The 23,387-nt window shown below is 69.7% G+C and carries 22 protein-coding genes; 1 reads left to right on the forward strand and 21 read right to left on the reverse strand.

Annotated features, from left to right (window positions below; genetic code table 11):
* Positions 1–19: 19 nt before the first annotated feature.
* A complete protein-coding gene (locus ACO06A_RS19355) occupies positions 20–2,293 on the forward strand; it encodes a putative bifunctional diguanylate cyclase/phosphodiesterase (RefSeq protein WP_421733808.1) in 2,274 nt (757 codons plus the stop codon).
* A 26-nt stretch (positions 2,294–2,319) separates the two neighbouring features.
* On the opposite strand, the gene nusB is transcribed toward ACO06A_RS19355, so the two are convergent.
* The 21 genes from nusB to ACO06A_RS19460 form a co-directional block, all read right to left on the reverse strand.
* Positions 2,320–2,736, reverse strand: a complete 417-nt coding sequence (gene nusB, locus ACO06A_RS19360; protein WP_421733809.1) for a transcription antitermination factor NusB — start codon at positions 2,734–2,736, stop codon at positions 2,320–2,322.
* 1 nt (position 2,737) lies between these two features.
* Entirely contained in the window at positions 2,738–3,301 is a 564-nt protein-coding gene (gene efp / locus ACO06A_RS19365; RefSeq protein ID WP_175347623.1) for an elongation factor P, read from the reverse strand.
* 133 nt (positions 3,302–3,434) lie between these two features.
* Positions 3,435–3,881, reverse strand: coding sequence for a type II 3-dehydroquinate dehydratase (locus ACO06A_RS19370; RefSeq protein ID WP_421733810.1), 447 nt, complete (start codon positions 3,879–3,881; stop codon positions 3,435–3,437).
* Entirely contained in the window at positions 3,878–5,116 is a 1,239-nt protein-coding gene (locus ACO06A_RS19375; protein WP_421733811.1) for a hypothetical protein, read from the reverse strand. Before ACO06A_RS19375 ends, ACO06A_RS19370 begins: the two co-directional genes overlap by 4 nt.
* Complete coding sequence (locus ACO06A_RS19380; RefSeq protein ID WP_421733812.1) at positions 5,113–6,339, reverse strand: hypothetical protein; 1,227 nt, start codon at positions 6,337–6,339, stop codon at positions 5,113–5,115. Before ACO06A_RS19380 ends, ACO06A_RS19375 begins: the two co-directional genes overlap by 4 nt.
* A 91-nt stretch (positions 6,340–6,430) precedes the next feature.
* Entirely contained in the window at positions 6,431–7,552 is a 1,122-nt protein-coding gene (gene aroB, locus ACO06A_RS19385; protein WP_421733813.1) for a 3-dehydroquinate synthase, read from the reverse strand.
* Positions 7,549–8,124: a shikimate kinase gene (locus ACO06A_RS19390; RefSeq protein ID WP_421733814.1), complete on the reverse strand. Its 576-nt coding sequence runs from the start codon at positions 8,122–8,124 to the stop codon at positions 7,549–7,551. Before ACO06A_RS19390 ends, aroB begins: the two co-directional genes overlap by 4 nt.
* Positions 8,121–9,311, reverse strand: a complete 1,191-nt coding sequence (gene aroC, locus ACO06A_RS19395; protein WP_421733815.1) for a chorismate synthase — start codon at positions 9,309–9,311, stop codon at positions 8,121–8,123. Before aroC ends, ACO06A_RS19390 begins: the two co-directional genes overlap by 4 nt.
* 101 nt (positions 9,312–9,412) lie before the next feature.
* Entirely contained in the window at positions 9,413–10,207 is a 795-nt protein-coding gene (locus ACO06A_RS19400; protein ID WP_421733816.1) for a hypothetical protein, read from the reverse strand.
* 1 nt (position 10,208) lies between these two features.
* A complete protein-coding gene (locus ACO06A_RS19405; protein ID WP_421733817.1) occupies positions 10,209–10,907 on the reverse strand; it encodes a PilN domain-containing protein in 699 nt (232 codons plus the stop codon).
* Positions 10,904–11,971, reverse strand: coding sequence for a type IV pilus assembly protein PilM (gene pilM, locus ACO06A_RS19410; RefSeq protein ID WP_421733818.1), 1,068 nt, complete (start codon positions 11,969–11,971; stop codon positions 10,904–10,906). The genes ACO06A_RS19405 and pilM overlap by 4 nt, the downstream gene beginning before the upstream one ends.
* Positions 11,972–12,070: 99 nt before the next feature.
* The gene (locus tag ACO06A_RS19415; protein WP_421733819.1) at positions 12,071–12,865 is read right to left on the reverse strand and encodes a prepilin peptidase; all 795 of its coding nucleotides are present in this window, start codon (positions 12,863–12,865) and stop codon (positions 12,071–12,073) included.
* Positions 12,866–12,867: 2 nt separating this feature from the next.
* Positions 12,868–14,433, reverse strand: coding sequence for a hypothetical protein (locus ACO06A_RS19420; protein ID WP_421733820.1), 1,566 nt, complete (start codon positions 14,431–14,433; stop codon positions 12,868–12,870).
* 44 nt (positions 14,434–14,477) lie between these two features.
* Complete coding sequence (locus tag ACO06A_RS19425) at positions 14,478–15,173, reverse strand: PulJ/GspJ family protein (RefSeq protein WP_421733821.1); 696 nt, start codon at positions 15,171–15,173, stop codon at positions 14,478–14,480.
* Positions 15,170–16,951: an Ig-like domain-containing protein gene (locus tag ACO06A_RS19430; RefSeq protein WP_421733822.1), complete on the reverse strand. Its 1,782-nt coding sequence runs from the start codon at positions 16,949–16,951 to the stop codon at positions 15,170–15,172. The genes ACO06A_RS19425 and ACO06A_RS19430 overlap by 4 nt, the downstream gene beginning before the upstream one ends.
* Before the next feature lie 96 nt (positions 16,952–17,047).
* Positions 17,048–17,485: a prepilin-type N-terminal cleavage/methylation domain-containing protein gene (locus tag ACO06A_RS19435; RefSeq protein WP_421733823.1), complete on the reverse strand. Its 438-nt coding sequence runs from the start codon at positions 17,483–17,485 to the stop codon at positions 17,048–17,050.
* 208 nt (positions 17,486–17,693) lie between these two features.
* Positions 17,694–18,134, reverse strand: a complete 441-nt coding sequence (locus ACO06A_RS19440; RefSeq protein ID WP_421733824.1) for a prepilin-type N-terminal cleavage/methylation domain-containing protein — start codon at positions 18,132–18,134, stop codon at positions 17,694–17,696.
* 172 nt (positions 18,135–18,306) lie between these two features.
* Entirely contained in the window at positions 18,307–18,657 is a 351-nt protein-coding gene (locus ACO06A_RS19445; RefSeq protein ID WP_421736103.1) for a type IV pilin protein, read from the reverse strand.
* A gap of 61 nt (positions 18,658–18,718) precedes the next feature.
* Entirely contained in the window at positions 18,719–19,951 is a 1,233-nt protein-coding gene (locus ACO06A_RS19450) for a type II secretion system F family protein (RefSeq protein WP_421733825.1), read from the reverse strand.
* Positions 19,951–21,516, reverse strand: coding sequence for a PilT/PilU family type 4a pilus ATPase (locus ACO06A_RS19455; protein WP_421733826.1), 1,566 nt, complete (start codon positions 21,514–21,516; stop codon positions 19,951–19,953). The genes ACO06A_RS19450 and ACO06A_RS19455 overlap by 1 nt, the downstream gene beginning before the upstream one ends.
* A gap of 127 nt (positions 21,517–21,643) precedes the next feature.
* Positions 21,644–23,317, reverse strand: coding sequence for a GspE/PulE family protein (locus ACO06A_RS19460; protein WP_421733827.1), 1,674 nt, complete (start codon positions 23,315–23,317; stop codon positions 21,644–21,646).
* Positions 23,318–23,387 lie beyond the last annotated feature (70 nt).

A 23,387-nucleotide genomic window follows, 5' to 3' on the forward strand; every position in this document is an offset into this window, starting at 1 on the left:
CGTTCCTACGTGGGTCACCGTGCTGCAGCTGCTTGCTGCAGGCCTGGTCGGGGGCTTCTGCGTGCTCCAGTGGCTCTGGTGGCGCGGCGAGGTCCGTCCGGCCAGCGCGGCATGGTCGCTCGCGTGGTCGATCCACATGGCGCTGGTCCTGCTGGCCGGAGGCCTGTGCGCCCTGACCTCCCCGGGCACCGCGCGCGACGTGATCGACTTCGTCCACGCGCAGCTGGTCGCGAGCTTCCTGGTCATCGCGATCCCTGCTACCCGAGCCATCGCCGGCGGCCCCAAGGTGCGCTACTGGCTGTGGGCGACCATCGCCCTGTTCGTCGCGCGTGCGGGGCTGTGGTGGGTGCCCCTCGACCACTACGTCGCCGACGCTGACGCCGACGTCCTGTCGGCCATCCTCGTGCTCACCCCCACCGCCGTCGTCGTCTCCTACGTCGTCGTCGCCCTGGGACGCACGAAGCTGACGGCCCTGAGCTCGCTGCTGGTGATCGCCGGCGGAGAGTCGCTCGCCCTCTTCACCGTGGGCGTCCTGGTCCGCGACAACGCGATCGGCGCCATGAGCGCCGCACTCTGGGCCATCCCGCTCGCCGTCGGCCTCGAGGTGCTCGCGCTCAACCGGCTGCGCGACGCACAGGTCGCGGCGGTCCGGCAGAACACCATGCGCGACGCCCTCGCGCGGCTGGCCAACTCCGCATGGTTCGTCAAGGACGCGGACGGGCTGCTGCTCACGGCCCGCGACGAGGCCCGGACCATCCTGCGCGACCCCAGCATCGAGGGATCGCTGCGGCCGATCGCCCGCGACCGCTTCGTCACCGAGCTGTTCTCCTCGGCCAAGGTCGAACACCCTCCGGCGGCCCGGACGTTCCTCATCGACCTGGCCCAGATCGTCTCCGCCGCCGCCGAGCGCTACCAGCTGAGCGACCGGCTGCTCACCACCGCGTTCGCCGACCCCCTCACCCGCCTGCCCAACCGCCGGGCGGTCGAGGAGCACCTCCTGGCCATGCTCGAGAGGGCGAACGTCGAGCGCACCCGCGTCTCGCTGATCTACTGCGACCTTGACGGGTTCAAGCGCGTCAACGACTCCTACGGTCACGCGCACGGGGACGCCCTGCTCGTGCGCGTCGCCGACTACCTGCGCAACACGCTCTCCGACCACGAGTCCTACGTCGGACGCGTCGGCGGCGACGAGTTCGTCATCGTGCTCGCCCGGGCGCCACAGGACGTCGACCTCGTCGCGATCGCACGGGCGATCCGCGAGGGCTTCATCGACCGCGCCGGCGGCAGCAGGCCCGCGCGGCTGACCGTCGGGGTCGCCACCTGGCTGCCCGGGGACGTCGTCGACGCCGACGCACTGGTCCGGCACGCCGACACGGCGATGCTCGAGGCCAAGCGGTCCCGGTCCGGGTTCCGCGTCTTCGACAGGGCGCTGCGGCGTCGCGTGGAGGCGGAACGGCACCAGCGAGCAGCTCTCGAGACGGCCGTCGCCGAGGGCCACTTCACCGCCTACTTCCAGCCCATTGTCGACGCCCAGAGCCTGGAGATCGTGCAGGTCGAGGCGCTCGCGCGCTGGGACCACCACGGCCACCTCATCCTGCCGGCCGACTGGCTCGAGCTGGCCGAGGAGTCGGGCCTCATCGTGCCCATCGGTCTCGAGGTCATGCGCCAGGCCCGCAGGGCACTGGAGCGGTTCCAGATGCCCGTGTCGGTGAACGTCGCCGCACGCCAGCTGGCCGAGCCGGACGCCCTCGAGCAGATCGAGACCGCGTGGGGCGACGCCTTCTGGGAGCACCTCACCCTGGAGATCACCGAGAGCGCCCTCGTCCGGACGTCGTCGGCCGTGCCCGTGCTCTCGGAGCTGCGTGCCCGTGGCGCCCGGATCGCGGTGGACGACTTCGGCACCGGCTACAGCTCGCTGGCGCGGATCGCGCGGCTCCCCGTGGACGAGCTGAAGATCGACCGCTCGTTCGTGCGGGACATGGGCTCCGAGCGCGGCCGCGGTGTGGTGCGCGCGATCGTGGCCCTGGCGGAGACGCACGGCCTGGGGATCGTCGCCGAGGGCGTCGAGACGCCCCTGCAGCTCACGGCCCTCGCCGACATGGGCGTGACCCGCGTCCAGGGGAACTTCCTGGGCCGCGCCGCACCGCACCTGCCCGTGCGTGGCCCCCGGCCGACGACGGGCGCGATGGCCATCGTCCCCGAGCGGGCTCGGTCCTTGCGATCGATCGGCGTACCGACGCCGATCTCCGGGCACGACGGCGCCCGCGTGGCCGCCCTCCCCCGCCGCGGCTGACGCGACGGGAGCCGGGTCAAGCGGGCTCAGGCGAGCAGCGTCGGCTTCAGGTCGACGATCCGGCCCAGCAGCCCGTTCACGAACTGCGGCGAGTCGTCCGTGGACAGCGACCGAGCGAGCTCGACCGCCTCGTCCACCGCCACGGCGTCCGGCACGTCGTCGTTGAACAGGATCTCCCACGTGCCGATGCGCAGCAGGGCGCGGTCGACCGCCGGCATCCGGTCGATGGTCCAGCCGTGGGCGTGCGTCGCCAGCAGCTCGTCGATCCGGTCCTGCTGCGCGATCACGCCCTCGACCACGTCCACCGAGTACTGGGGCAGCGAGGTCTCCGTGCCCGGCTGCGCGATGCGGTCCGCGAGCAGGTTGACGGGGTCGATACCGCGCTGGTCGGCCTCGAAGAGGACGTCGAGGGCCCGCTTGCGGGCCTTGGTGCGAGCTCCCACCTCAGTCGTTCACGCGGCCGAGGTAGCTCCCGTCGCGGGTGTCCACCTTGACCTTCGTGTTGGACTCGAGGAACAGCGGCACCTGGATCTCGTAGCCGGTCTCCAGCGTCGCGGGCTTGGTGCCGGCAGACGAGCGGTCGCCCTGGAGGCCGGGCTCCGTGTAGGTGACCTCGAGGATCACCGACGGCGGGAGCTCGACGTAGAGCGGCACGCCCTCGTTGGTGGCGACCATCGCGTTCTGGTTCTCCAGGAGGAAGTTCGCGACGTCGCCGACCGTGACCTCGGAGATGTGGATCTGGTCGTAGTTGTCCGTGTCCATGAACACGAAGTCCGTGCCGTCCTTGTACAGGTACTGCATGTCGCGCTTGTCGACGTTGGCCGTCTCGATCTTCAGGCCGGCGTTGAACGTCCGGTCGACGACCTTGCCGGACAGGACGTTCTTCAGCTTGGTGCGGACGAACGCGCCACCCTTGCCGGGCTTGACGTGCTGGAACTCGATCACGGTCCACAGCTGGCCGTCGATCTTCAGCACGGTGCCGTTCTTGAGGTCGTTGGTGGTCGCCACGATCGTCGCTTCCTGTCGGTGATGAGGTGTCCTAGCGGTCCGCCGCGCACGCGACCCGGAGGCGCGCACGGCACGGGCGGCCGCAGACCGCCGACCATTCTATCGTGCGGTCGGGCGTGCCCGAGCGACGGCGCTACGGCCGCAGCCCTCCGGCGATCGCTTCCAGGGCGAGGCGGTACGACTCCACCCCGAAACCTGCGACGGTTCCCGAGGCGACGGGTCCGATCACCGACACGTGCCGGAACGCCTCGCGCGCGTACGGGTTGGTCAGGTGCACCTCGACGAGGAGGAGACCGGCCGCCGTCACCTGCGCGGCCGCGTCGCGCAGCGAGTACGAGTAGTGCGTGAACGCGGCCGGATTGAGCACCACGTGCGCCCGCGCGTCCACCGCCCCGTGCAACCAGCCGACCAGCACCGCCTCGTCGTCCGTCTGCCGGGCCTCGACGTCGAGTCCGAGGTCGGCCGCCCACTTCTCCACGGAGACGACCAGGTCCTCGAGCGACGCCGAGCCGTAGACCTCGGGCTCACGCACACCGAGCCGTCCGAGGTTGGGGCCGTTGAGGACCAGGACGTGCGTCATGCGGCCGAGCCTAGGCGATCGGCCGCCTCCGCCACGGGTAGGTCCGCGTCGGACGGCCGGGCGCGTCGTTCCGCCACGAGACAGAAGACCGGCAGCGCGATCGCGGTGAACGTCTCAAGGTGCCACCAGCCGCCTTCGGGGAGTGCGGGCGCGAACGTGTAGACGCTCAACGCCACCGTGATCCAGATGCGGGTCCGGCGCACGTCCGGCGCCTGACTGCTCCACAGCCACACGAGCGCCACGGCGACCAGCGCCGTCCAGTAGTACTGGATTCGGAGCGGGTCAAGCAGGAGGCGGACCGCGATCGAGCCCATGACGGCGACGAGGACCGACCCGTGCCGACGCCAGGCGATGAGGACGCCCGCGATGCCGGCCAGCGCCCCCTGCACGATCCGTTGCATCCAGTCGGAGGCCCCCGCCATGCCGGGCAGCCGGTCGAGCCACGTGTGCTCGGGAAAGGGCCACTGGAGCGAGAAGGTCTGCATGTCGCCCCAGAGCTTGAAGGGCAGGTACAGGAGGGCGACCCCACCGACGAACACCGTGATGGCGAGCGCGGAGGCTCGCACCCGCCGTCCTGCCAGCAGGATCCCGCCCGCGGTGGGTGCCCACTGCTTGACGCCCGTCGCCAGCGCGAGCAGCACCGCCGCCCAGACGAGGCGCCCCCTCCCGGCGGAGACGGCTGCCAGGGCGAGGACCAGCCCGAGGAGCAGCTCCTCAGCGTGGTCCGCCGCACCTGCGTTGAACAGGGATCCACCGACGACGACCGTCATCCCGACAACCCACTGCGCCAGGCGTACCCAGGCCCCCGTCGCTTCTGCCGCGCGACGCGCGGCGAGGCACGCGAGCCACGCGGCGAGGACGCCGTGCGCGGCCGCGGCGCAGATCCCGATGGCGGCGGGCGGCAGGTGCAGGACCGTCCCGACGGCGGTCCCGAGCCCGAGGAGCACGAGGTACAGGGGGCCGATCTGCAACCAGCTGTTCGCGAAGACGTCGAGGAAGTGCGGGCCGAGCATCGACAGGCCCGCCGCGCGGAAGATGGTCTGGTCTCCGTCCATGCGGCTGGCGCCACCCATGACGCCGATGAGGAGCCCGAACGCGACGACCACGGTGGTCGGACGGCTCCAGACCGCGCGCAGCAGCCGGGCCAGGCGCGGGTTGTCCTCCTCGAGCCGGTGGAGCTCTCGTTGGCTCCTCGTCCCGATGGCGGGGGCCGGACGCTCGACGGCAAGGGTCACGGCAGGACCACCTCTCGCTTCGTCCCGGCGAGCCCCGCGTGCAGGACGACTGCCAGGACCCCGATGAGGCCGACCGTGCCCAGGACGGCCTGGAACGTGGCGGGAAGCCCGTACGGCGCGAGCACCACCAGCGGGCAGACCAGCAGCACGGGCAGCCGCCACCTGCGTGCTTCGGGAGCCGTGCCGGTCCATGTCCAGAGCACGAGCACGACGAGGAGCGGGCCGGCGTAGTACGGCAACCGCAACGGGTCCAGCAGGAGGCGTGCCGCAACGATCGCCGCGACGACAGCGAGCGGGTCCACCCGGGCTCTCAGCGCGAGGGTTGCGCCGACCAGGACGACGATCGCACCCTGCGCCGCACGCAGCGCCCAGCCCGACGTCGCGAGCGAGCCGGCGACGAGGGCCACGGTCGACGTGTCCGAGACGGTCCAGGTGTAGTCGAACGTGCGCACGGTCCCCCACAGGAAGAACGGTGCGTACAGGCCGAGTCCGATCGCCGCGCCCAGCGCTGCACGAGACACGGCCGTGGGCCAGCGCCGACCGAGCAGGACGAGCGGGATGCCGAGGACCGCCCAGAGCTTCGTCCCGATCGCCAGTCCCAGCACGAGCCCCACAGACCACCGCCGCCCGTCGGCCGCCTGGAGTGCGGCCAGCGCGAGCAGCAGCCCGAGCGCCAGCTCCTCCAGGTGGCCCATGAGGGATGCCTCGGCCATCAACCCGCTGCCGAGCAGCACGGCCGTGACCACCCATTCCGCCACGCGGGGCACGGTCCCGCTGCGCGCCGCGGCGCGTGCGGCCACATCCTGGGCGAGCGCCAGCACCACGACGGCCTGCACAGCAGCCACCAAGAATGCCGCGGAGACACCGACGAGGTCGGCGGCGCGCGCGACCACGCCCGCAAGGAGCAGATCCAGCGGTCCCATCTGGAGCGCGGGCTCGGCGAACACGTCGAGGAAGCCCGGCCCCACCATGCTCCGCCCGGCGTCGAGGAACAGGACGGCGTCGCTGCTCGTGCTGCTCGCACCGAGGATGCCGAAGACGACGAAGGCGACGGGCCACAGTGTCCACGGACGCTCCCCGACCCACCCGGCCGCGCGCGCGGTGCGTGGGCGGTCGCGCGCGAAGCGCTCGCCCTCGCGCACCAGACGAGATGCCCACGACCGAGGCGACACGTCCGCTGCGGTGTCGCCGCTCCCTGGGATCTGGTCGACGACGTGCGTCACCAACGTCAGCTCCTCGGGGTTCGGCAGGTCCTCGTCCAGGTACTTCGGTCGCTGGACGTGCCGAGTTGAGGGCTGACGCCGACAAGTCCGGCTAGAGCGAGACCACCCGTGAGGTGACAGCGCCCTCGCTGACCTCCGCGTACGCGGCGGCGAGCAGCGTCGGGTCCGGTCCCTCGAGCCGTGCCGGGCGCCCGACGTCCTCCAGGACGACGAAGCGCAGCAGGTCGCCGCGGGTCTTCTTGTCCCTCCGCATGGCGGCGAGGAGACGGTCCCAGCGGTCGCCGCGGTAGGTCACGGGCAGCCCCAAGGACGTGAGCACCGAGCGGTGCCGATCGACCACGGCGTCGGGCAGCCGGCCAGCCAGCCGCGCCAGCTCGGCGACGTAGACCATGCCCACGGAGACGGCCGCACCGTGGCGCCACTGGAAGCGCTCGACCTGCTCGATCGCGTGGGCGAACGTGTGGCCGTAGTTGAGGATCTCCCGCAGGCCCGCCTCGCGCAGATCCTCGCCGACGACGCGGGCCTTCACCGCGACCGCGCGCTCGACCAGCTCGAACAGCACGTCCGAGGCCGCCGCAGCCACGGGGTCCGTGAGGAGCTCGGTGTTGGCCTCGATCAGATCAAGGATGACCGGGTCCGCGATGAACCCGCACTTGACCACCTCGGCCAACCCCGCGACGAAGTCGTGCTTCGGCATCGACGCGAGCGCGGCGAGGTCGCAGAGCACCCCCACCGGCGGGTGGAACGCCCCGACGAGGTTCTTGCCCTCGGCAGTGTTGATGCCCGTCTTGCCACCGACCGCGGCGTCCACCATGGCGAGCAGCGTGGTCGGCACCTGGACGACGGCGATGCCGCGCAGCCAGGTCGCCGCGACGAACCCGGCCAGGTCGGTGGTGGCCCCGCCACCGACCGCGACGATCGCGTCCGACCGCGTGAAGTCCGCCTGACCCAGGACCTGCCACAGGAACGCCGCGACCTGGGCCGTCTTGGCCTCCTCGGCGTCCGGCACCTCGGCACCGAAGGCCTCGTACCCGTGCGTCCGTAGGTCGTCGAGCACCGCGTCCGCGGACGTCGCCAGGGCGGACGGGTGCACCACGAGCACGCGACGCACGTCCGGGCCGAGCAGGGCGGGCAGCGCGCCGAGCAGGTGCCGGCCGATGACCACGTCGTACGGCCGCTCCCCCGCCACGTGCACGGTGGTGGTGTCGCTCATTCCTCGCTGCCCTCTCGTGTCCCGGCGACGCGGAGCGCCGCCAGCTCCTGCTCGATCAGCGCTGCGACGTCCGCAGGTCGCAGCCCGTCGGTGACCACCCGTACGCTGGCCACCCGCTCGTACACCGGCCGTCGCGCCTCCATGAGCGCCTGCCACTGGGCACGCGGGTTGCCCAGGAGCAACGGCCGGGACTGGTTGAAGCCGACCCGCGGCGCGGCGTGCGCGAGCGAGACGTCGAGGAAGACGACGACGCCGCCCCGTTCCCGGTACGACGCGAGCGCCGCCTGGGTGTCATCGTGCAGCACCGCTCCCCCGCCGAGCGCCAGGACCCCGTCGTGCTCGTCGAGCGCGCGCGCGACCGCGTCGTGCTCGAGGGCACGGAACGCCGGCTCGCCGTCCTCGACGAAGATCTCGGAGATCGGCTTTCCGGCCTCCGACTCGACGTCCGCATCCGTGTCCCGGACCTTCAGCTGCCACCGCTCGCCCAGCGCGACCGCGACCGTCGACTTGCCGGAGCCCGGGGGGCCGACGAGGACGATCCGAGGGGTGGCCACGTGCTCGCCGGTGCTCACGACAGGAGCGTCGGGATCGCCGCGACGTAGGCGGCGAGGTTCCGGCGCACCTCGGCGACCGAGTCGCCACCGGTCTTCTCGAGCAGCGCATCGGCGACCACCAGAGCGACCATCGCCTCCGCCACCACGGCCGCGGGAGGCACCGCGCAGACGTCCGACCGCTGGTGCTGGGCCTTGGCGGCCTCACCCGTCGCCGTGTCCACGGTGTCGAGCGCTCGCGGGACCGTGGAGATGGGCTTCATCGCCGCCCGGACCCGCAGGATCTCGCCGTTGGTCATCCCACCCTCGAGACCGCCCGCGCGGTTGGTGCGCCGCACGATCCGGCCGCCGGCGTCCCGCTCGATCTCGTCATGAGCCTGCGAACCCCGGCGGGTGGCGGTCCGGAAGCCGTCGCCGACCTCGACCCCCTTGATGGCCTGGATGCCCATGAGCGTCGCGGCCAGCCGACCGTCCAGGCGTCGGTCCGCGTGGACGTACGAGCCGAGCCCGGACGGCAGCCCGTAGACGAGCACCTCGACCACCCCACCGAGGGTGTCGCCGTCCTTGTGGCACTCGTCGATCTCCGCGACCATCGCGGCCGACGTCTCCGGGTCGAAGCACCGCACCGGGTCTGCGTCGAGCGCCGCGACGTCATCCGGGGTCGGCAGCGCCGCACCGTCGGGGGTCGAGACCAGGCCGATGCCGACGACGTGCGAGACGAGGCGGATTCCCGCCGCCTGCTCGAGGAACCTGGATGCGACCGTACCCAGAGCAACCCGGGTGGCGGTCTCACGGGCGCTGGCCCTCTCGAGCACCGGGCGAGCGTCGTCGAAGCCGTACTTGCGCATGCCGACGAGGTCGGCGTGGCCGGGGCGGGGTCGGGTCAGCGGCGTGTTGCGCGCGCGCAGCAGCACGTCAGGGTCGTCGACCGGGTCGGAGGCCATGACATCGACCCACTTGGGCCACTCGGTGTTCCCGATCTCGATGGCGACAGGTCCGCCCTGCGTGCGGCCATGCCGCACGCCACCGAGCAGCCGCACGACGTCCTGCTCGAACTTCATGCGCGCGCCGCGTCCGTACCCCAGTCGTCGGCGCGCGAGCGCGGCCTGTATGTCGCGACTCTGCACCTCGACATCGGCCGGCAGCCCCTCGAGGATGCCGACGAGCGCCGGGCCGTGGGACTCACCGGAGGTCAACCAACGCAGCATGCAGGGATCCTCCCATGGTGCAGCGACGGCGCTCGCGCCGGTCCACGAACGACGGTGCCGCGCCGACCATGAGGTCGACGCGGCACCGGCTCAGCGTCCCATCAGCTGAGCGGGACGAACGGGTTCTTGTCAGCCGGAGGCACCGGCAGCACCGGAGGCGCCGCGGGTGCGGCGGCCGGGTCCCCGGGAGCCGCAGATACCACGATGGCCGGGTCCGGCTGGAGCACGTAGAGGGACGCAGTGATCGTCAGGCTGAGGTCACCGGGCGCGGTCGCCGGCAGGCCGTTCCCCTCGTCCGCCTGGCCCTGGCTCACGCCGTCGAGACCGCTCACGAACAGGATCCGCGTCGTGCCGGTCTGCGCGTCCTGCAGGAATGCGAGAACGTTCGCGTAGGTGCCGACCACCTGCAGCGACACCGGGATCTGCGACAGCCCCGGGATCGGGGCGGGACCGGTTGGCGCCGCCGCCACGGGCGCAGCGTCGACGGCGGGATCCGTGGTTCCGTCCGCAGGGACGACGGGCGCCGCGACGACAGCGCCCTCAGGCACGACGGGGAGCGACGACGACACGGACAGGTTGACGAGCGTCACCTGGTGCGCGCCGGCGATCGTGGCCAGCTGGCGCTGGTAGTCGGCGAGCTGCATCGTGGTCGGGATCTGCAGCTGGATCGCCGCGCGCTCCGCCTTGTACTGGTCGAGATTCACGAACTGCTTCTTGAGCCCAGCAATCTTGATGGTCAGGAGCTCGTTCTGGTCTACCTGGGCCTCGGCCTGCGCCTTGGTCTCCTCGGCAGCCGTGAGCGTCGGCGAGATCCCGAGGAACCACGCCGCCAGCAGAAGGGCGAGTGCGCCGACGATCGTTCCGGCCACCCAGGGCCCGGCCTTGCCTCCGGCCATGTCAGTTCTCCTCGGTGGAAGCGGGGAATCGGAGCGCGTACGCCGAGTCGAGCACCTGGACCGACGTCGTCACGTTGTAGTAGGTCAACCCATCGGTGGCTGTCACCGCCGCGCTCGTGAACGTGGCGTCAGCAAATCCAGGCACCGTGTTGAGGGCGTCGAGCCACGACGAGGAGTCCGGCAGCGTGGCGGTGCGCACGGTGAAGAGCACCGTGCCCACGCCCGATGAGATGAGTGGGTCGGCGGAGGTGCTCGCCGACATCCACGGGGTGGACTGCGTGACCGTGAAGGTGTCGATGCTGACACCAGCGGGCAGGACCGCGGCGATCGCGTCGAGCCTCTGACGCCAGAGGATCTCCGTCGACGTGCCCTGCGTCCGCGCGTCCTGCGTGCGCTTCAGGTCGTTGAGGACGCTGGGCACCTCGGCATACTTCGCCTGCTCCTGCTGGAGCCTGGCGGTGTCCTCCTGCGCCGACTCGAGCTCGGCCGTCGCCTGACCGGCGAGCAGCTTGACGAACCCGAACGCGAGCGCCGCAACGATGACGATCGCGACGAGCGCGAGCCCGAGCCACCGCTTGACGTTGACCAGTCCGCGCGCCGCACGCACCTCGGGCGGGAGCAGGTTGACCTGCGGGAGCCCGATGTTGGTGAGGACGCGCTTGTCCTTGGCGCCCAGAGGGCGCTCGATGGTGAGGCTCATGCCGCCACTCCGTAGGCCAGGCCCATGGACAGCGCCATGAGCGACTCGTGACCGGCGAACGCCTCGCGACCGCCGGCGGTGCGTGCGACCTGGACCGCCTCGAGGGGGTTGCCCAACGTGACCGGCAGCCGGCTCGCGCTCGAGAGGTACTGCCCGAGGCCGGGAAGGTGGGCGCCACCACCCGTCATGATGACGAGGTCGATCGAGGCGGACGGGTTGTTCGACGCGAAGTAGACGAACGTGTTGCGGATCGCCTCGATCAAGTGCCGGCACACGTCCGAGAGCGCCTCGGCGGCGTCGGCGAGGTCCGCCGGCACCGAGAAGCCGATGCCGATCTGGCGCTTGAGGCTCTCGGCCTCGGTGCCGGAGACGTTCATGCTGCGTGCGATGCCGTCGGTCGCGTCTTGACCACCCAGCGGCAGCGTGCGGACGAACCGCGGCAGTCCCTGCGCGACGACCACCACATCGGTGACCCGCGCGCCGATGTCGACCAAGGCGATGGTCCGGCCGACGTTCTCGCCCCGGATCATCCCCCGCAGCAGGGCGAACCCGTTGAGGTCGACCATCGTGGGGCGCAAGCCCGCGGACTCGACAGCTAGGACGTTGGCGGAGACCGTGTCCCGCACCGCAGCGACCAGAAGGCCGTTGACCACCGGCCCCGACTCGCCTGCACCCTCACTCGTCGGGAAGAAGTCGAGGAGCGCCTCGTCTGTCGCCATCGGCAGCATCTCCTGCACCTGGAAGGGCAAGGACGTGCGGATCTGCGGCAACGGCATGGCCGGGACGGAGAGCTCACGAACGACGACGCGCTGGTTGCCGACCCCGATCACCACGTCCTTCGACTCGAACTTCACCTTCGCCCAGAGCTCGCGGATCGCGTTCGAGACGACCAGCTGGTCGGTGACCTCACCGTCGCGGACGGCACCGATGGGAATCGGCACCTCTCCGTAGCGCACGAGCGTGGGCTGGTTCGAGCTGGACGGCCCTCCGCTGCCGAAGTCCAGCTGGGCGGCACGCACGGCGGTGGTGCCGATGTCGAGCCCGATGACTCGCGACTTGCCCACAATGTCCCCTTTCGAACGACGCTCCGATGCTTCTCGTGCTATCGGGCGAATCGCGAGGGGACTTGAGGTCTGGTGTCCATCAAACGTGGAGGCGGCTCGCTAGAGAACGCCCAGGTAGGCGGACCAGAGCTGTTCTCCGACGGCGACACCCAACAGGGCACCGCCGAGCATCCACGGGCCGAAGGGGACTGACGACTTGCGATCGGCGCGCCTGGCCAGGAGGAGTCCGATGGAGTAGAGCCCGCCGAGCAGGAACGCGGCGAACCCGCCGACGACGAGGGCTCCCCAGCCGATCCAGCCGAGGTACAGGCCGAGAACGCCCGCCAGCTTCACGTCGCCCCACCCCATGCCACCCGGACGCACCAGGACGAGCGTGAAGTAGAACGCGAAGAGCACGACCCCGGCGACGACAGCGCGGAGCAGGGCCGGCCAGTCCTGCTCACCGAGGCTCGCCCCCGCGAGCAGCACCAGCGCGACGACGTACGACGGCTTGACGATCGCGTCGGGGAGCCGGCGCACGTCGAGGTCGATGAGTCCGAGGGCCACGCTGATCGCCGCGAGGTAGAGGTAGGCCGGGATCGCCCAGCTCTCGCCGAAGCGCACAGCGACGAGTCCGAAGAGGGCGGCCGTGCCTGCCTCGACCAGCGGGTAGCGCACCGAGATCGGGTCGTGGCAGCTCCGGCACCGCCCGCGCAGGAGGAGCCACGAGAGCACCGGGATGTTGTCCCGCGCCGAGATCTCCTTGCCGCACTTCGGGCACGCCGACGGCGGCCGAACGATGGACTCGCCGCGGGGCACCCGCCAGATGACGACATTGAGGAACGAGCCGATGAGGAGACCGAGGACTACGCAGAACCCGATGAGAGCCACGTCGAGTGCATCAGGTGCGACCACGATCAGTCCTTCATCTCCTTGAAGTCGTCCAGCTTTGCGGCCTGCCCCTTCGCGGGTGCGTTCCACTTCTGCTCGGGCCCGCCGTTGCACGGCGCGACTGTCATCGAGGACCACGGGGTGTTCGTCGTGACACCACTGACGGTCTGCGTCATCTTGGCGCCGAGCGAGATGCATCGACCGTACCGGTCGGTGAACGTCCAGCTCTCCGCGTAGGTGTCCTTCAGCGCGTTGCGAGTCCACTTCTGGTCGGCGGAGGTCGAGCTGCAGGCCCTCATCACCGGGTTCGCGGGGTCAGCCGTCGCCGACGGGGTCGTCAGGCAGTAGGTGGAACCGTTGATGACCTTGATCTGCTGGCTGGCGAGCGATCCGGACAGGCCGGTGGGCTCGGTGTAGTACCACTTGTGGTTCCACGCGAGCTTGCTGCCGCCGCTCGGGTCCTGCTTGCACGGGTACACGATCATGAAGGCGTAGTTGACGTCCGTGTTTGTCACGTCCATGCAGCGCCCGAACTCCAGGTAGTTCACCACCTGGATCGTGTTGTAGCCGGCTGCACCGGCACCCACGCGCGGGTCCGGGTCGAACGAGCCGTTCGAGGTGTTGTCGCCGAGGCACGAGCCGACCTGGAGCTTTGTCGTGGCAAGGACCGCTGTGGCGGAGTGCGCCCCCAGGCAGAAGCTGCTGTAGTCCGTGTTCGTCGAGTTCTGTCCACGCCACCGCGCTCCACCCTCCCAGCTGAACATCTGGTCGGTCCTGGTCGCGTTGCAGTACTGCAGGGTCGCATTGACGGTGTTGCCAGCACTCGCCGGCCGGCCGGTGAGGCACAGCTCCGACGCGGCGGGACCGAGGGTTGTGATCGCGAGCTTGATCGAGTAGTCCTTGCCCCAGCTCCACAGTCGGCGGGGGTCGTCCGTCCGGCAGCCCGTAGCGGCTACGTAGGAGACCGTCGAGTTGACCGTCTGACCATCGGCCTGGAGGCAGTACGTGTCGCCGAAGTTGTAGATCGTCCCGCCGTCGATGTTGTTGTTGGAGACCTGGAACGTGTAGACGGTCTCGATCGTCCGGTTGCCGGCGGCGGCGCTCAGGCCCATGACCGCCTTGTCCTTGCCCTGCGAGGAGATGAGCGCGAAGCTCGGCGCGATCGCGACACCTGCCGTCGTGGAGCAGGTGAGGTCGTTGGCTGCGCGCCAGGTCGCGTCCTTGCCGGTCGGGTCGACGTCGAAGTACGTGATGGTCGTGACGTACTCGAGGTCGGTGGAGGATCCGCCGACGTGACCGGACACGGTGCACGGCAGCTTGTGCGGGTCGCCGTAGATCTTCCCGGTCAGCAGGTCGGGCGCGGCCAGGTTGAGCCGGAGCTGGCTCAACGTCGCGTCGATGCCGGCCTCGGCGGCGAACACGGTCTGCTCGGTCTTGGTGCCGAACTGCGTGGGGCGCACCTGTGCGACCGTGACGCCGAGCACGAGGACGCTGAGCGCGCCGACGATCATGATCAGCATCACGACCATGAGGAGTGCGACGCCCTCGTCGCCGCGAGAGGCGAGGTCGAACCGCGCACGCATTCTCGTCATGGGACCTTCACTCCGTTCGGTGGCGCTCTGGGCGGGTCGACGCATCACGGCCGGTTCACCCCCGTCTGGCAGACCGGGTAGTCACTCTGGCCGTTGCCGTCGAGGTCGGCGTTGCTCTGCGACGTCGTCGAGGTGTTGCGCGCGATGAAGAGGGAATCGAGCTGAGCGCCCTTCTTCGCGCCGACGCCGGCCGGCCCTGGGCCTACGTCGAGCACGGCCCGCAGCTGCTGCTTCTCATGGACGCCGTCCGCGGCGGTGAACTGGAACGGACGCGACGCAGGCACGCTGAGGTCGTTGCGCACGTTCTTGGCAACCATCACCCAGGCGCTCGGCGTCCGAGGCGCGACGTCGGTCCACCAGCGGTACTCCAGCAGCCGTGTCGAAGCCGTGTATCTCCACTGCACACAGCCCGGAGCCGCCCCCGGCTGAGGCGTGACCAAGTACTCGACGTACCAGGTACCGGCGGTCGTGCCCGCACCGGGCCGGTTGACCGCCTTGGAGTAGCGGACCTCACGGTCCAGCTTCTGGAAGACCTTGCGCACCATGTCGCCCGAGTCCGAGACGGACTGAGCTCGCGCGGTCGACTTCGTCATCACGACGACCCCCGCCATGAAGATGCTGACCACGACAGTGAAGATGCCCATCGCGACGATCAGCTCCACGAGCGACATCCCCGAGTCGCTCTGGCGAGCAGCCGCGAGACGTCGGCGCAGCCGGTCCATGGTCGACCGCCGGGTCACTGGGTCACCGACAGGGTGACCGTCACGCGGTTGGACACGAACGCCGTACCAGACGCCTGCTGCAGCTGGTAGTCGAACGAGCACGCCTTGGTGCCGGACGCCACCGCCGGTGCGGTGTAGACGACCTTGCCGGCCAGTCCGTCCGAGGGAGACACCGCGACGGAGCCGCAACCGGCCGCAGGCTGGAAGACCGCCACCGTGATCCTGCTGCTCCAGTCCGCCAGCAGCGGCGTGTCGTTCGTCCCCACGATGAGCGTGGAGTTGACCGACTTCTTGACCGAGTAGGCGTCGGCCACCGCGACCGGCGGGGCCACGATGATCGTGTACGGCGTCGCAGCCGTCACCTCACCGTCGAGGTTCTTCACCGCGAAGTTCACGGTGTAGGTCCCCGGTGCCATCCCGGCGGGCTGGTTGAAGGTCGCGACGTTCGCTGCGCCGTTGAGGGTCACGGTGCCCGGCGAGGGCGCCGCTCCAGACATCACGATCGAGAACGACGACGGGTTGCCGGTCTTGTTCAGGATGTCGAGGTTGGTCGTCATCGCGTTCTTCGGGCTGTACGCCACTGTGATGGTCTGCGGGGACGACACCGGAGGGTCGCTGTTCTTGACCGTGACGACGAGCGTCGCCTCCGCACTCTCGCCCCCCCACGGGTCCTTGACCTTGTACTTGATCGTCTTCGAGCCGGTGGCCGCACCGTTGTAGACGATGTTCGTGCCCGACACCGAGGCGCCGGTGACGGGCGCGGTGATGGAGACCGTCGTGCCGGCCGTGAAGGTGCCGAGGTCGTTGGCGAGGACGTCGAACGACTTGGCCACGTTGAGGACGGAGTATCCGGTGTCGTTGACCGACTTCGGCGTCACCGTCACCGTCGCGATGGCCTCGTTCGACGTGCGCCCGGCCTGGTCCTTGAGCGTGTAGGTGAACTGGGTGATCCCCGAGGCGTCGGCGGGCGCCGTGAAGTCCACGCCGCCCATCGTCGCGCCGGACGCGCGGACGGAGACGGTGCCCATCGTCGGGAGCGTGATGATCGTCGTCGGGTTCGACGTAACAGCCCCCATGACGTCGTTGGCCAGGATGTCCGAGTACACAGACGCGCTGCCGGCCACGACCGTGAGGGCGTCGTCGTACGCGACCGGCTTCGCGGTCAGGTTCCAGTTCGCGTCGTTCGACGGGTCGACCAGCGCAGAGACGCGGTAGGTGCACACCGTTGCGCCGCCGCACTGCCCGGCCTTCGTCGGCGCCCACTTGACCACGACGACGATGCGGTAGAGCTTGGCACCGCCGCCCGGGTTGGCCTTGGTGCACGGCTTGTCGGTCTGGGCGGCCGCGATGGGCCTGAAGCAGGTGCCGATCAGCGTCGTCACGGTGAAGGTCTCGTCCGAGACCCGGATCGGGTTGCCCACGATCGGGATGACGGCGTTCGCGGAGTTCGCGGCGGCGGGGTCCCAGTCCGCGTTCATCTGCGCGGTGTCGGTCGCGGCCGCTGCGGCCCAGGCGGCGTCGACGTCAGCCTTCGCCCGGCCGATGAGCAATCCACTCGTCCCCGCGCCGTTGGCGGCCTGCGGTGTGACGGAGCGCGCCAGCTCCATGCCCTGCGTCGCGACGGCGACGGCGGCCTGGGAGCGCTGCTGGTGGGACGTGTTCTGCATGCCGCGGATGAAGAAGCCCAGCGCCGCCGTGGCGACGATGCCGAGGAGAAAGAGCGCAACAACGACCTCGATCAGGCTGAATCCGGCCTGATCACCGGTGACGCGGCCGATCTCGACTCGTCGCCTCATCACTTCTCCTCGGGTGGCGTGTGGTGGTGCTGGGAATGCGGGTGTGCCGCAGGGGCTCCGGAGGACGAACCTCCCGGAGCCCCTGCGACGTCGCGATCAGCTGCAGGCGGTGCCGGCCGGGAGCAGGCCGCCCTTGTCGCTGTCGTAGTTGAAGCCGACCGTGTTGCTGCCCTTGGGGTTCGAGCCCGTGATGCAGTACTCGGTCGAGGAGCCCGTGACGTTCAGCGTGTTGCCAGAGGACAGCTTTACCGTCGTCGCCGTGCCACCGGTCGGCGCGGGGATCGTGATGGTGCCCACGGCGCCGGTGATGGCGCCGGGGTACGCCTGAGCGTCCGTCGCGTAGGTCTCCAGCTCGTTGGCGACCGTGCGCAGGTCGGACTTGATCGACGCGTCGACCGCCTTCTTGCGCTGGTTCAGGAACACCGGGATCGCGATGGCCGCGAGGATGCCGATGATGATGATGACGACGAGGAGCTCGATGAGCGTGAAGCCCTGGTCCTTCTCGTCGATGGACTTGCGGACGCGAGCGATCATGAGGGTCTGCCTTTCAGGGGGTGGCGCGGGCATGAGGTCTGCATGCCCGCGGAGGGCCGAGCGCTCGAACCAGGAACGAGGTCGCCCTCGGCACGAGGAGGATCAGGAGCGGCCTGGCGGGCGACGAGTGCGAGCGCCGTGGCGGACCCGGGCGAGCTGCGAACGAAGGTCGGGAGGCGTCGTGCGACGCCTCCCGACCCGGTCACGATCAGCTGCAGGCAGTGCCGGCCGGGAGCAGGCCGCCCTTGTCGCTGTCGTAGTTGAAGCCGGCGGTGTTGCTGCCCTTGGTGTTCGTGCCCGTGATGCAGTACTCGGTCGCCGTCGCGACGATCTTCACGACGTTGCCCGAGGAGAGCTTGACGTCGGTCGCCGGGTTCGGCGCCAGCGCCGGGATCGTGATCTTGTCGGTGCCGCTGTTGACCGTGCCGACCGGGTACGCCTGGGCGTCCGTCGCGTAGGTCTCCAGCTCGTTGGCGACCGTGCGCAGGTCGGACTTGATCGACGCGTCGACCGCCTTCTTGCGCTGGTTCAGGAACACCGGGATCGCGATGGCCGCGAGGATGCCGATGATGATGATGACGACGAGGAGCTCAATGAGCGTGAAGCCCTGGTCCTTCTCGTCGATGGACTTGCGAACGCGAGCGATCATGTGCCCGTCCCCATTTCGAATTCAGGTCCAATGTTGATGGCGCCTCAGAACTGCAGTGGCTCCACGTGCAGTTTCGGTGCGTAGCCCACTGGACTTGAGTACCCATTGGGAGGATCTTCTGTTGTCACCCGATCGGCGCAGCCTCGGAAATGTCCGAAAGGATGCGATCCAATCAAGGCAGGACGAACGCAGGGGTGCCCGTGCAGGACGCTCCGTCGTCAAGGACGACCGACCCGTCGACCACGGCCCAGCTCCTCGACGCCACGGATCCTGAGTGCCACCCGCGAAGGCAGTACGAGTCACCGACGCGGACGACAGCGACCGTGTTCGCGGGGCTCAGCCGGATGTCCGAGCGCACCATCGCCTCGTCGATCGCGGAGGTGTCGGAGTGCGTCGCAGCGGTCACCGCGACCGCGACGTTGTGCAGGTCCGACTTGACCGTCGCGTCGAAGGCCTGGCGCCGCTGGTTCAGCAGGGTCGGGATGGCTATCGCCGCGAGCACGCCGATGATGATGATGACCACGAGCAACTCGATGAGGGTAAAGCCATGGTCGCGGGCGTCGCGCACAAGAAGTCTGTTCATGTCAGTTGATCAGGTCGAAGACCTTGAAGATGGGCATGTACAGCGCGATGATCATGCCGCCGATGAGCGAACCCAGCACGACGATCATCAGGGGCTCGATGAGCGACGTCAGCTGTTCCGTCGTCGCCTCGACCTCTTGGTCGTAGAACTCGGCGATCTTCTCGAGCATCGTGTCGAGCGCGCCTGTGTCCTCACCGACGGCCATCATCTGCACCACCATCGGCGGGAACACCGGGTGCTGCGACAGCGGTCCGCTCAGCGAGTGCCCTGAGCGCACCGACTCCTGGACCGCCTTGGCGGCGCGCTCGATGACGAGGTTGCCGCTGGTCTCCCCGACGATGTCCAGCGCCTGCAGGATCGGCACTCCGGCGTGGATCATGGTGCCGAAGTTGCGGGTGAACCGAGCGACCGCGATCTTGCGGAACAGGTTGCCGAACACCGGGACCTTCAGCTTGACCGGGTCGAGCCTTTCCCGCACGCCGCGGTCATTCTTGTGCTTTGACCACCAGACCGAGAACACGCCGATCACCACGACGAGTGGGATGGCGACGATCTTGAGAATGCTGGAGAGCATCACCAGGATTCGGGTGGGGAGCGGGAGCTCGCCACCGAGGCTGGTGAACATCCCAGCGAACACCGGGACGATGAAGAGCAGCATGCCGACTACGGCCAGGATGGCGATGACGAAGACGACTACCGGGTACGTCATGGCCGACTTCACCTTGCCGCGGAGCTTCACCTCGTCCTCGAAGTTGTTCGCGACGGAGATCAGGACCTGGTCGAGGAAGCCGCCGACCTCGCCAGCCTTCACCATGTTGATCATGAGCGGCGGGAAGACGTCGGCGTGCTTGGTCAGCGCGGTGGAGAACGAGACACCGACCTCCACGTCGTTCCGGACCTGCGCGATGCGCTTGGCCAGGGCCTTGCTCTCGGTCTGCTCTGCCAAGATGGTGAGCGACCGCAGCAACGACAAGCCGGCGTCGATCATCGTCGACAGCTGGCGAGCCATGATCGCGAGGTCCTTCAGGCCGATCTTGTCGGAGAAGCCCGGGATCGAGATCTCCTTCTGGAGACCGCCGGTGCCCACCTCGCTGATCGACATGGGTGCGAGGCCCATGGTCTTCAGCCGGTTGGCCACCGCCGCCTGGTTGGGCGCCTCGATCCGACCCTTGACGATCTTGCCTTCGCGGTTACGGACCGCGTACTCGAAGGTCCGTGCCGTTGTCGCGGCCATCAGTGCGCCCCCTCGGCGTAGAAGTTGCCGCCCATGCCGGCCTTCGTGAGGCCCGCGCCCGCGGAGCCTCCTGCGGCGCGGCCGGTCAGGCGGTTGAAGTCCTCGATGTGGTGGCACTTGTCCAGACCGGTCTCGTAGGAGATCCGGCCGGTCTTGACCAGGTCCGCGAGGTGCTGGTCCATGGTGTGCATGCCCTGCTGAGCGCCGGCCTGCATCGCCGAGTAGATCTGGTGGGTCTTGCCCTCCCGGATGAGGTTCCGGATGGCCGGGGTGGCGATCAAGACCTCCGTCGCCACCGCTCGTCCATTGGCGTCCGCGCGCTTGGCCAGCGTCTGGCAGACGACGCCCTGCAGGGCGCTCGCCAGCTGGGTGCGCACCTGGGCCTGCTGGTGCGCGGGGAACACGTCGATGATGCGGTCGATCGTCTGGGCGGCGTCGGACGTGTGCAGCGTCGCGAAGACGAGGTGACCCGTCTCGGCGGCGGTCAGCGCGACCGAGATCGTCTCGAGGTCACGCATCTCGCCGACCAGGATGATGTCGGGGTCCTGGCGCAGCACGTGCTTGAGCGCGTTCGCGAAGGAGTGCGTGTCCGAGCCCACCTCGCGCTGGTTGATCAGCGACTTCTTGTGGCGGTGGAGGAACTCGATCGGGTCCTCGACCGTCATGATGTGGTCCTCGCGGGTCCGGTTCGCCAGGTCGACGACGGCCGCGAGGGTCGTCGACTTCCCGGAGCCCGTGGGGCCCGTGACCAGGACGAGACCGCGGGGCAGCCCGGCGAACGACCCCACGATCGGCGGGACCCCCAGCGCCTCGAGGGGCTTGATCTCGTAGGGGATGACACGGAAGGCGGCGCCGATGGACTCGCGCTGCTGGTAGATGTTCACGCGGAAGCGGGCGAGGCCGCGGACGGCGTACGACAGGTCGAGCTCGAGGTTCGCCTCGAACTTCTCCCGCTGCTTCTGCGTCAGGATCCCGTAGAGCGTGCGGCGCAGCGGCTCGGGCATCACGGTGCCGAAGCCGTCGAGCGGCTTGAGCGACCCGGAGATCCGGACCATGGGCGCGGCGCCGGTCGTCAGGTGCACGTCGGACGCGCCGAGCTTCACCATCTCGGTCAGGACGGCATCGATCGCGATGTCGCCCTCCTCGGCCTCCTGGCCCATCCCGCGACGGGGTGCGCGTTCGCGGACCGCCGCGGGGGCGGCGGCACGCTGGCTCGGCGGGCCGGCGGCGGGGGGCGGGGGCGGCTGCGGGGCGGGGACGTGTCCCGGCGCGCCGACGGCGGGGGCGGGCGCCGGCATGAACACCCCGTTGGTGGTCGGGCCCGGTCCGGCCGGCACGAACGACGCCTGCGCGGCCTGGGTCGTGACGCCGCCCGGGTACGACGCGGGAACCGCCGGGGGGGCCTGATAGGGCTGCGGGGCTGCGGGCGGGAGCGAGCTCTGCGACGGGATCGGCGAGAACATCGCCTGGCCAGGCGCGGGTGCACCCGCCTGCGGGCCGACCGGCCGGTAGGGCGGCAGCGGCCGCGACGGCTCTCCGGCGGATGCCTGGTACGTCTCGCTCACGTCGTTCCTCCACGGTCGTACGGCATCCGTCGGTGCGTCTGGTCACGCACCGTTCAGGCTCTCTGCGCTTCATCGGCCTGGCGCGTGCCCGACTTGAGGCATCGGTGCACGTCAAGCGCTCCCCCGGTCAGGCGACGACGCGCAGGATCTCCTCGATGGACGTGTAGCCGAGCGCCACCTTGTGCCAGCCGTCGTCGCGCAGCGGGATCATGCCCTGCGAGATGGCGGTCGCAGCGATGTCCGCGCTGGAGGAGTGCGCGACGGCGTGCCGCTCGATCTCCTCGGTCACGCGCATCACCTCGTGCAGGGCCAGCCGCCCGCGGTAGCCCGTCTTCGAGCAGGTGGGGCAACCGACCGCGCGCATCAACTCGGGCAGCGGCTCCCCGTCCACCCAGGGGAAGCGCGCCGCAGCAAGCTCCACGGGCGTCGGCGTGTACGGCTCCTTGCACTTGTTGCAGAGCTTGCGTGCGAGCCGCTGGGCGACGACCGCGTCCAGCGCCGACCCGACCAGGAAGGGCTCGATCCCCATCTCGGTGAGGCGGGTGATCGCCGACGGGGCGTCGTTGGTGTGCAGCGTCGAGAGCACGAGGTGACCGGTGAGGGCCGCCTCGATGGCGATCTGCGCGGTCTCGTGGTCGCGGATCTCACCGAGGAGGACGACGTCGGGGTCCGACCGCAGGATGGAGCGCAGCGCACCGGCGAAGGTCAGGCCGGCCTTGGGGTTCACCTGCACCTGGTTGATGCCGGCCAGGCGGTACTCGACCGGGTCCTCGACCGTGATGACGTTGATCTCGGGCTTGGAGACGGCGTTGAGCGTCGCGTAGAGCGTCGTCGACTTCCCCGACCCGGTGGGGCCGGTCACCAGGATCATCCCGTACGGCTTGGTGTACGCCTCGTGATAGGTCGCGTAGTTCTCGTCCAGGAACGACAGGTCGCGCAGGTCGAGGCTCGCCGTGGAGTTGTCCAGGATTCGCATGACGATCTTCTCGCCCCACACCGTCGGCAGCGTGGCCACGCGGAGGTCGATCTTGCGGCCGTTGTGCACCACGGACATGCGGCCGTCCTGCGGCTTGCGGCGCTCGGCGATGTCGATGTCGCTCATGATCTTGACGCGGCTGATGACACCACCCTGGATCTGCTTCGGCGACCGCTGCGTCTCGTGCAGCACGCCGTCGATCCGGTACCGCACCCGCAGGTCGTGCTCGGTGGGCTCGATGTGGATGTCCGAGGCGCGGTCGGTGATCGCCTGCGTGACCAGCAGGTTCACGTACCGCACGATCGGCGCGTCGTCGTCGACGAAGTCGCCCATCTTCGACAGGTCGGTGTCGGCGGTGCCGATCTCGTCCTCGAAGGCCTGAGACAGGTCGTCCATCTCGTCGTCGGCCCGGCAGAACCGGTCGATCGCCCGCAGCAGGTTGTCGTGCGTGGAGATCACCGAGATCACCGGCCGGCCGGAGACCGTGCGTACGTCGTCGACGGCCATGACGTTGCCCGGGTCCGAGGTGGCCAGGACGATCGACCCGCCCTCCAGCGCGACGGGCAGCACGGTGTACTTCCGACAGAGCGCGCTGGGCACCAGCGCGAGAGCCGCGCGGTCCACCGGGTGCTCGTCGAGGTCGACGAACTGCATGCCCACCTGTGCAGCGAGGGCCTTGACCAGCTGGCCCTCGGTGATCACGCCGAGCTCGACCAGAGTGCGTCCGAGCGACGAGCCGCGGGCATGGGTCTCGTCGAGCGCCGCGAGCAGCTGCACCTCAGAGACGAGGCCTTCATCGAGCAGGATCTCCCCGAGCTGCTTCACGCGCCGTCCCTCCGGTCGAGCCGGCGGCCGGGTGGTGGCCGCACGGGTGTCTCCCCGGTCAATCGGCAGC

The organism is Cellulomonas sp. (assembly GCF_965229465.1).
In the GTDB taxonomy this organism is placed as follows: domain Bacteria; phylum Actinomycetota; class Actinomycetes; order Actinomycetales; family Cellulomonadaceae; genus Cellulomonas.

What these genes read in the sequence shown, in the direction of transcription:
- ACO06A_RS19405 (WP_421733817.1), bottom strand. Translation starts at nt 10,907, where the DNA reads ATGAGCCTCACCATCGAGCGCCCTCTGGGCGCCAAGGACAAGCGCGTC.
- ACO06A_RS19440 (WP_421733824.1), bottom strand. Translation starts at nt 18,134, where the DNA reads ATGATCGCTCGCGTTCGCAAGTCCATCGACGAGAAGGACCAGGGCTTC.
- ACO06A_RS19450 (WP_421733825.1), bottom strand. Translation starts at nt 19,951, where the DNA reads ATGGCCGCGACAACGGCACGGACCTTCGAGTACGCGGTCCGTAACCGC.
- ACO06A_RS19420 (WP_421733820.1), bottom strand. Translation starts at nt 14,433, where the DNA reads ATGACGAGAATGCGTGCGCGGTTCGACCTCGCCTCTCGCGGCGACGAG.
- aroC (WP_421733815.1), bottom strand. Translation starts at nt 9,311, where the DNA reads ATGCTGCGTTGGTTGACCTCCGGTGAGTCCCACGGCCCGGCGCTCGTC.
- ACO06A_RS19430 (WP_421733822.1), bottom strand. Translation starts at nt 16,951, where the DNA reads ATGAGGCGACGAGTCGAGATCGGCCGCGTCACCGGTGATCAGGCCGGA.
- ACO06A_RS19370 (WP_421733810.1), bottom strand. Translation starts at nt 3,881, where the DNA reads ATGACGCACGTCCTGGTCCTCAACGGCCCCAACCTCGGACGGCTCGGT.
- ACO06A_RS19400 (WP_421733816.1), bottom strand. Translation starts at nt 10,207, where the DNA reads ATGGCCGGAGGCAAGGCCGGGCCCTGGGTGGCCGGAACGATCGTCGGC.
- ACO06A_RS19435 (WP_421733823.1), bottom strand. Translation starts at nt 17,485, where the DNA reads ATGATCGCTCGCGTCCGCAAGTCCATCGACGAGAAGGACCAGGGCTTC.
- aroB (WP_421733813.1), bottom strand. Translation starts at nt 7,552, where the DNA reads ATGAGCGACACCACCACCGTGCACGTGGCGGGGGAGCGGCCGTACGAC.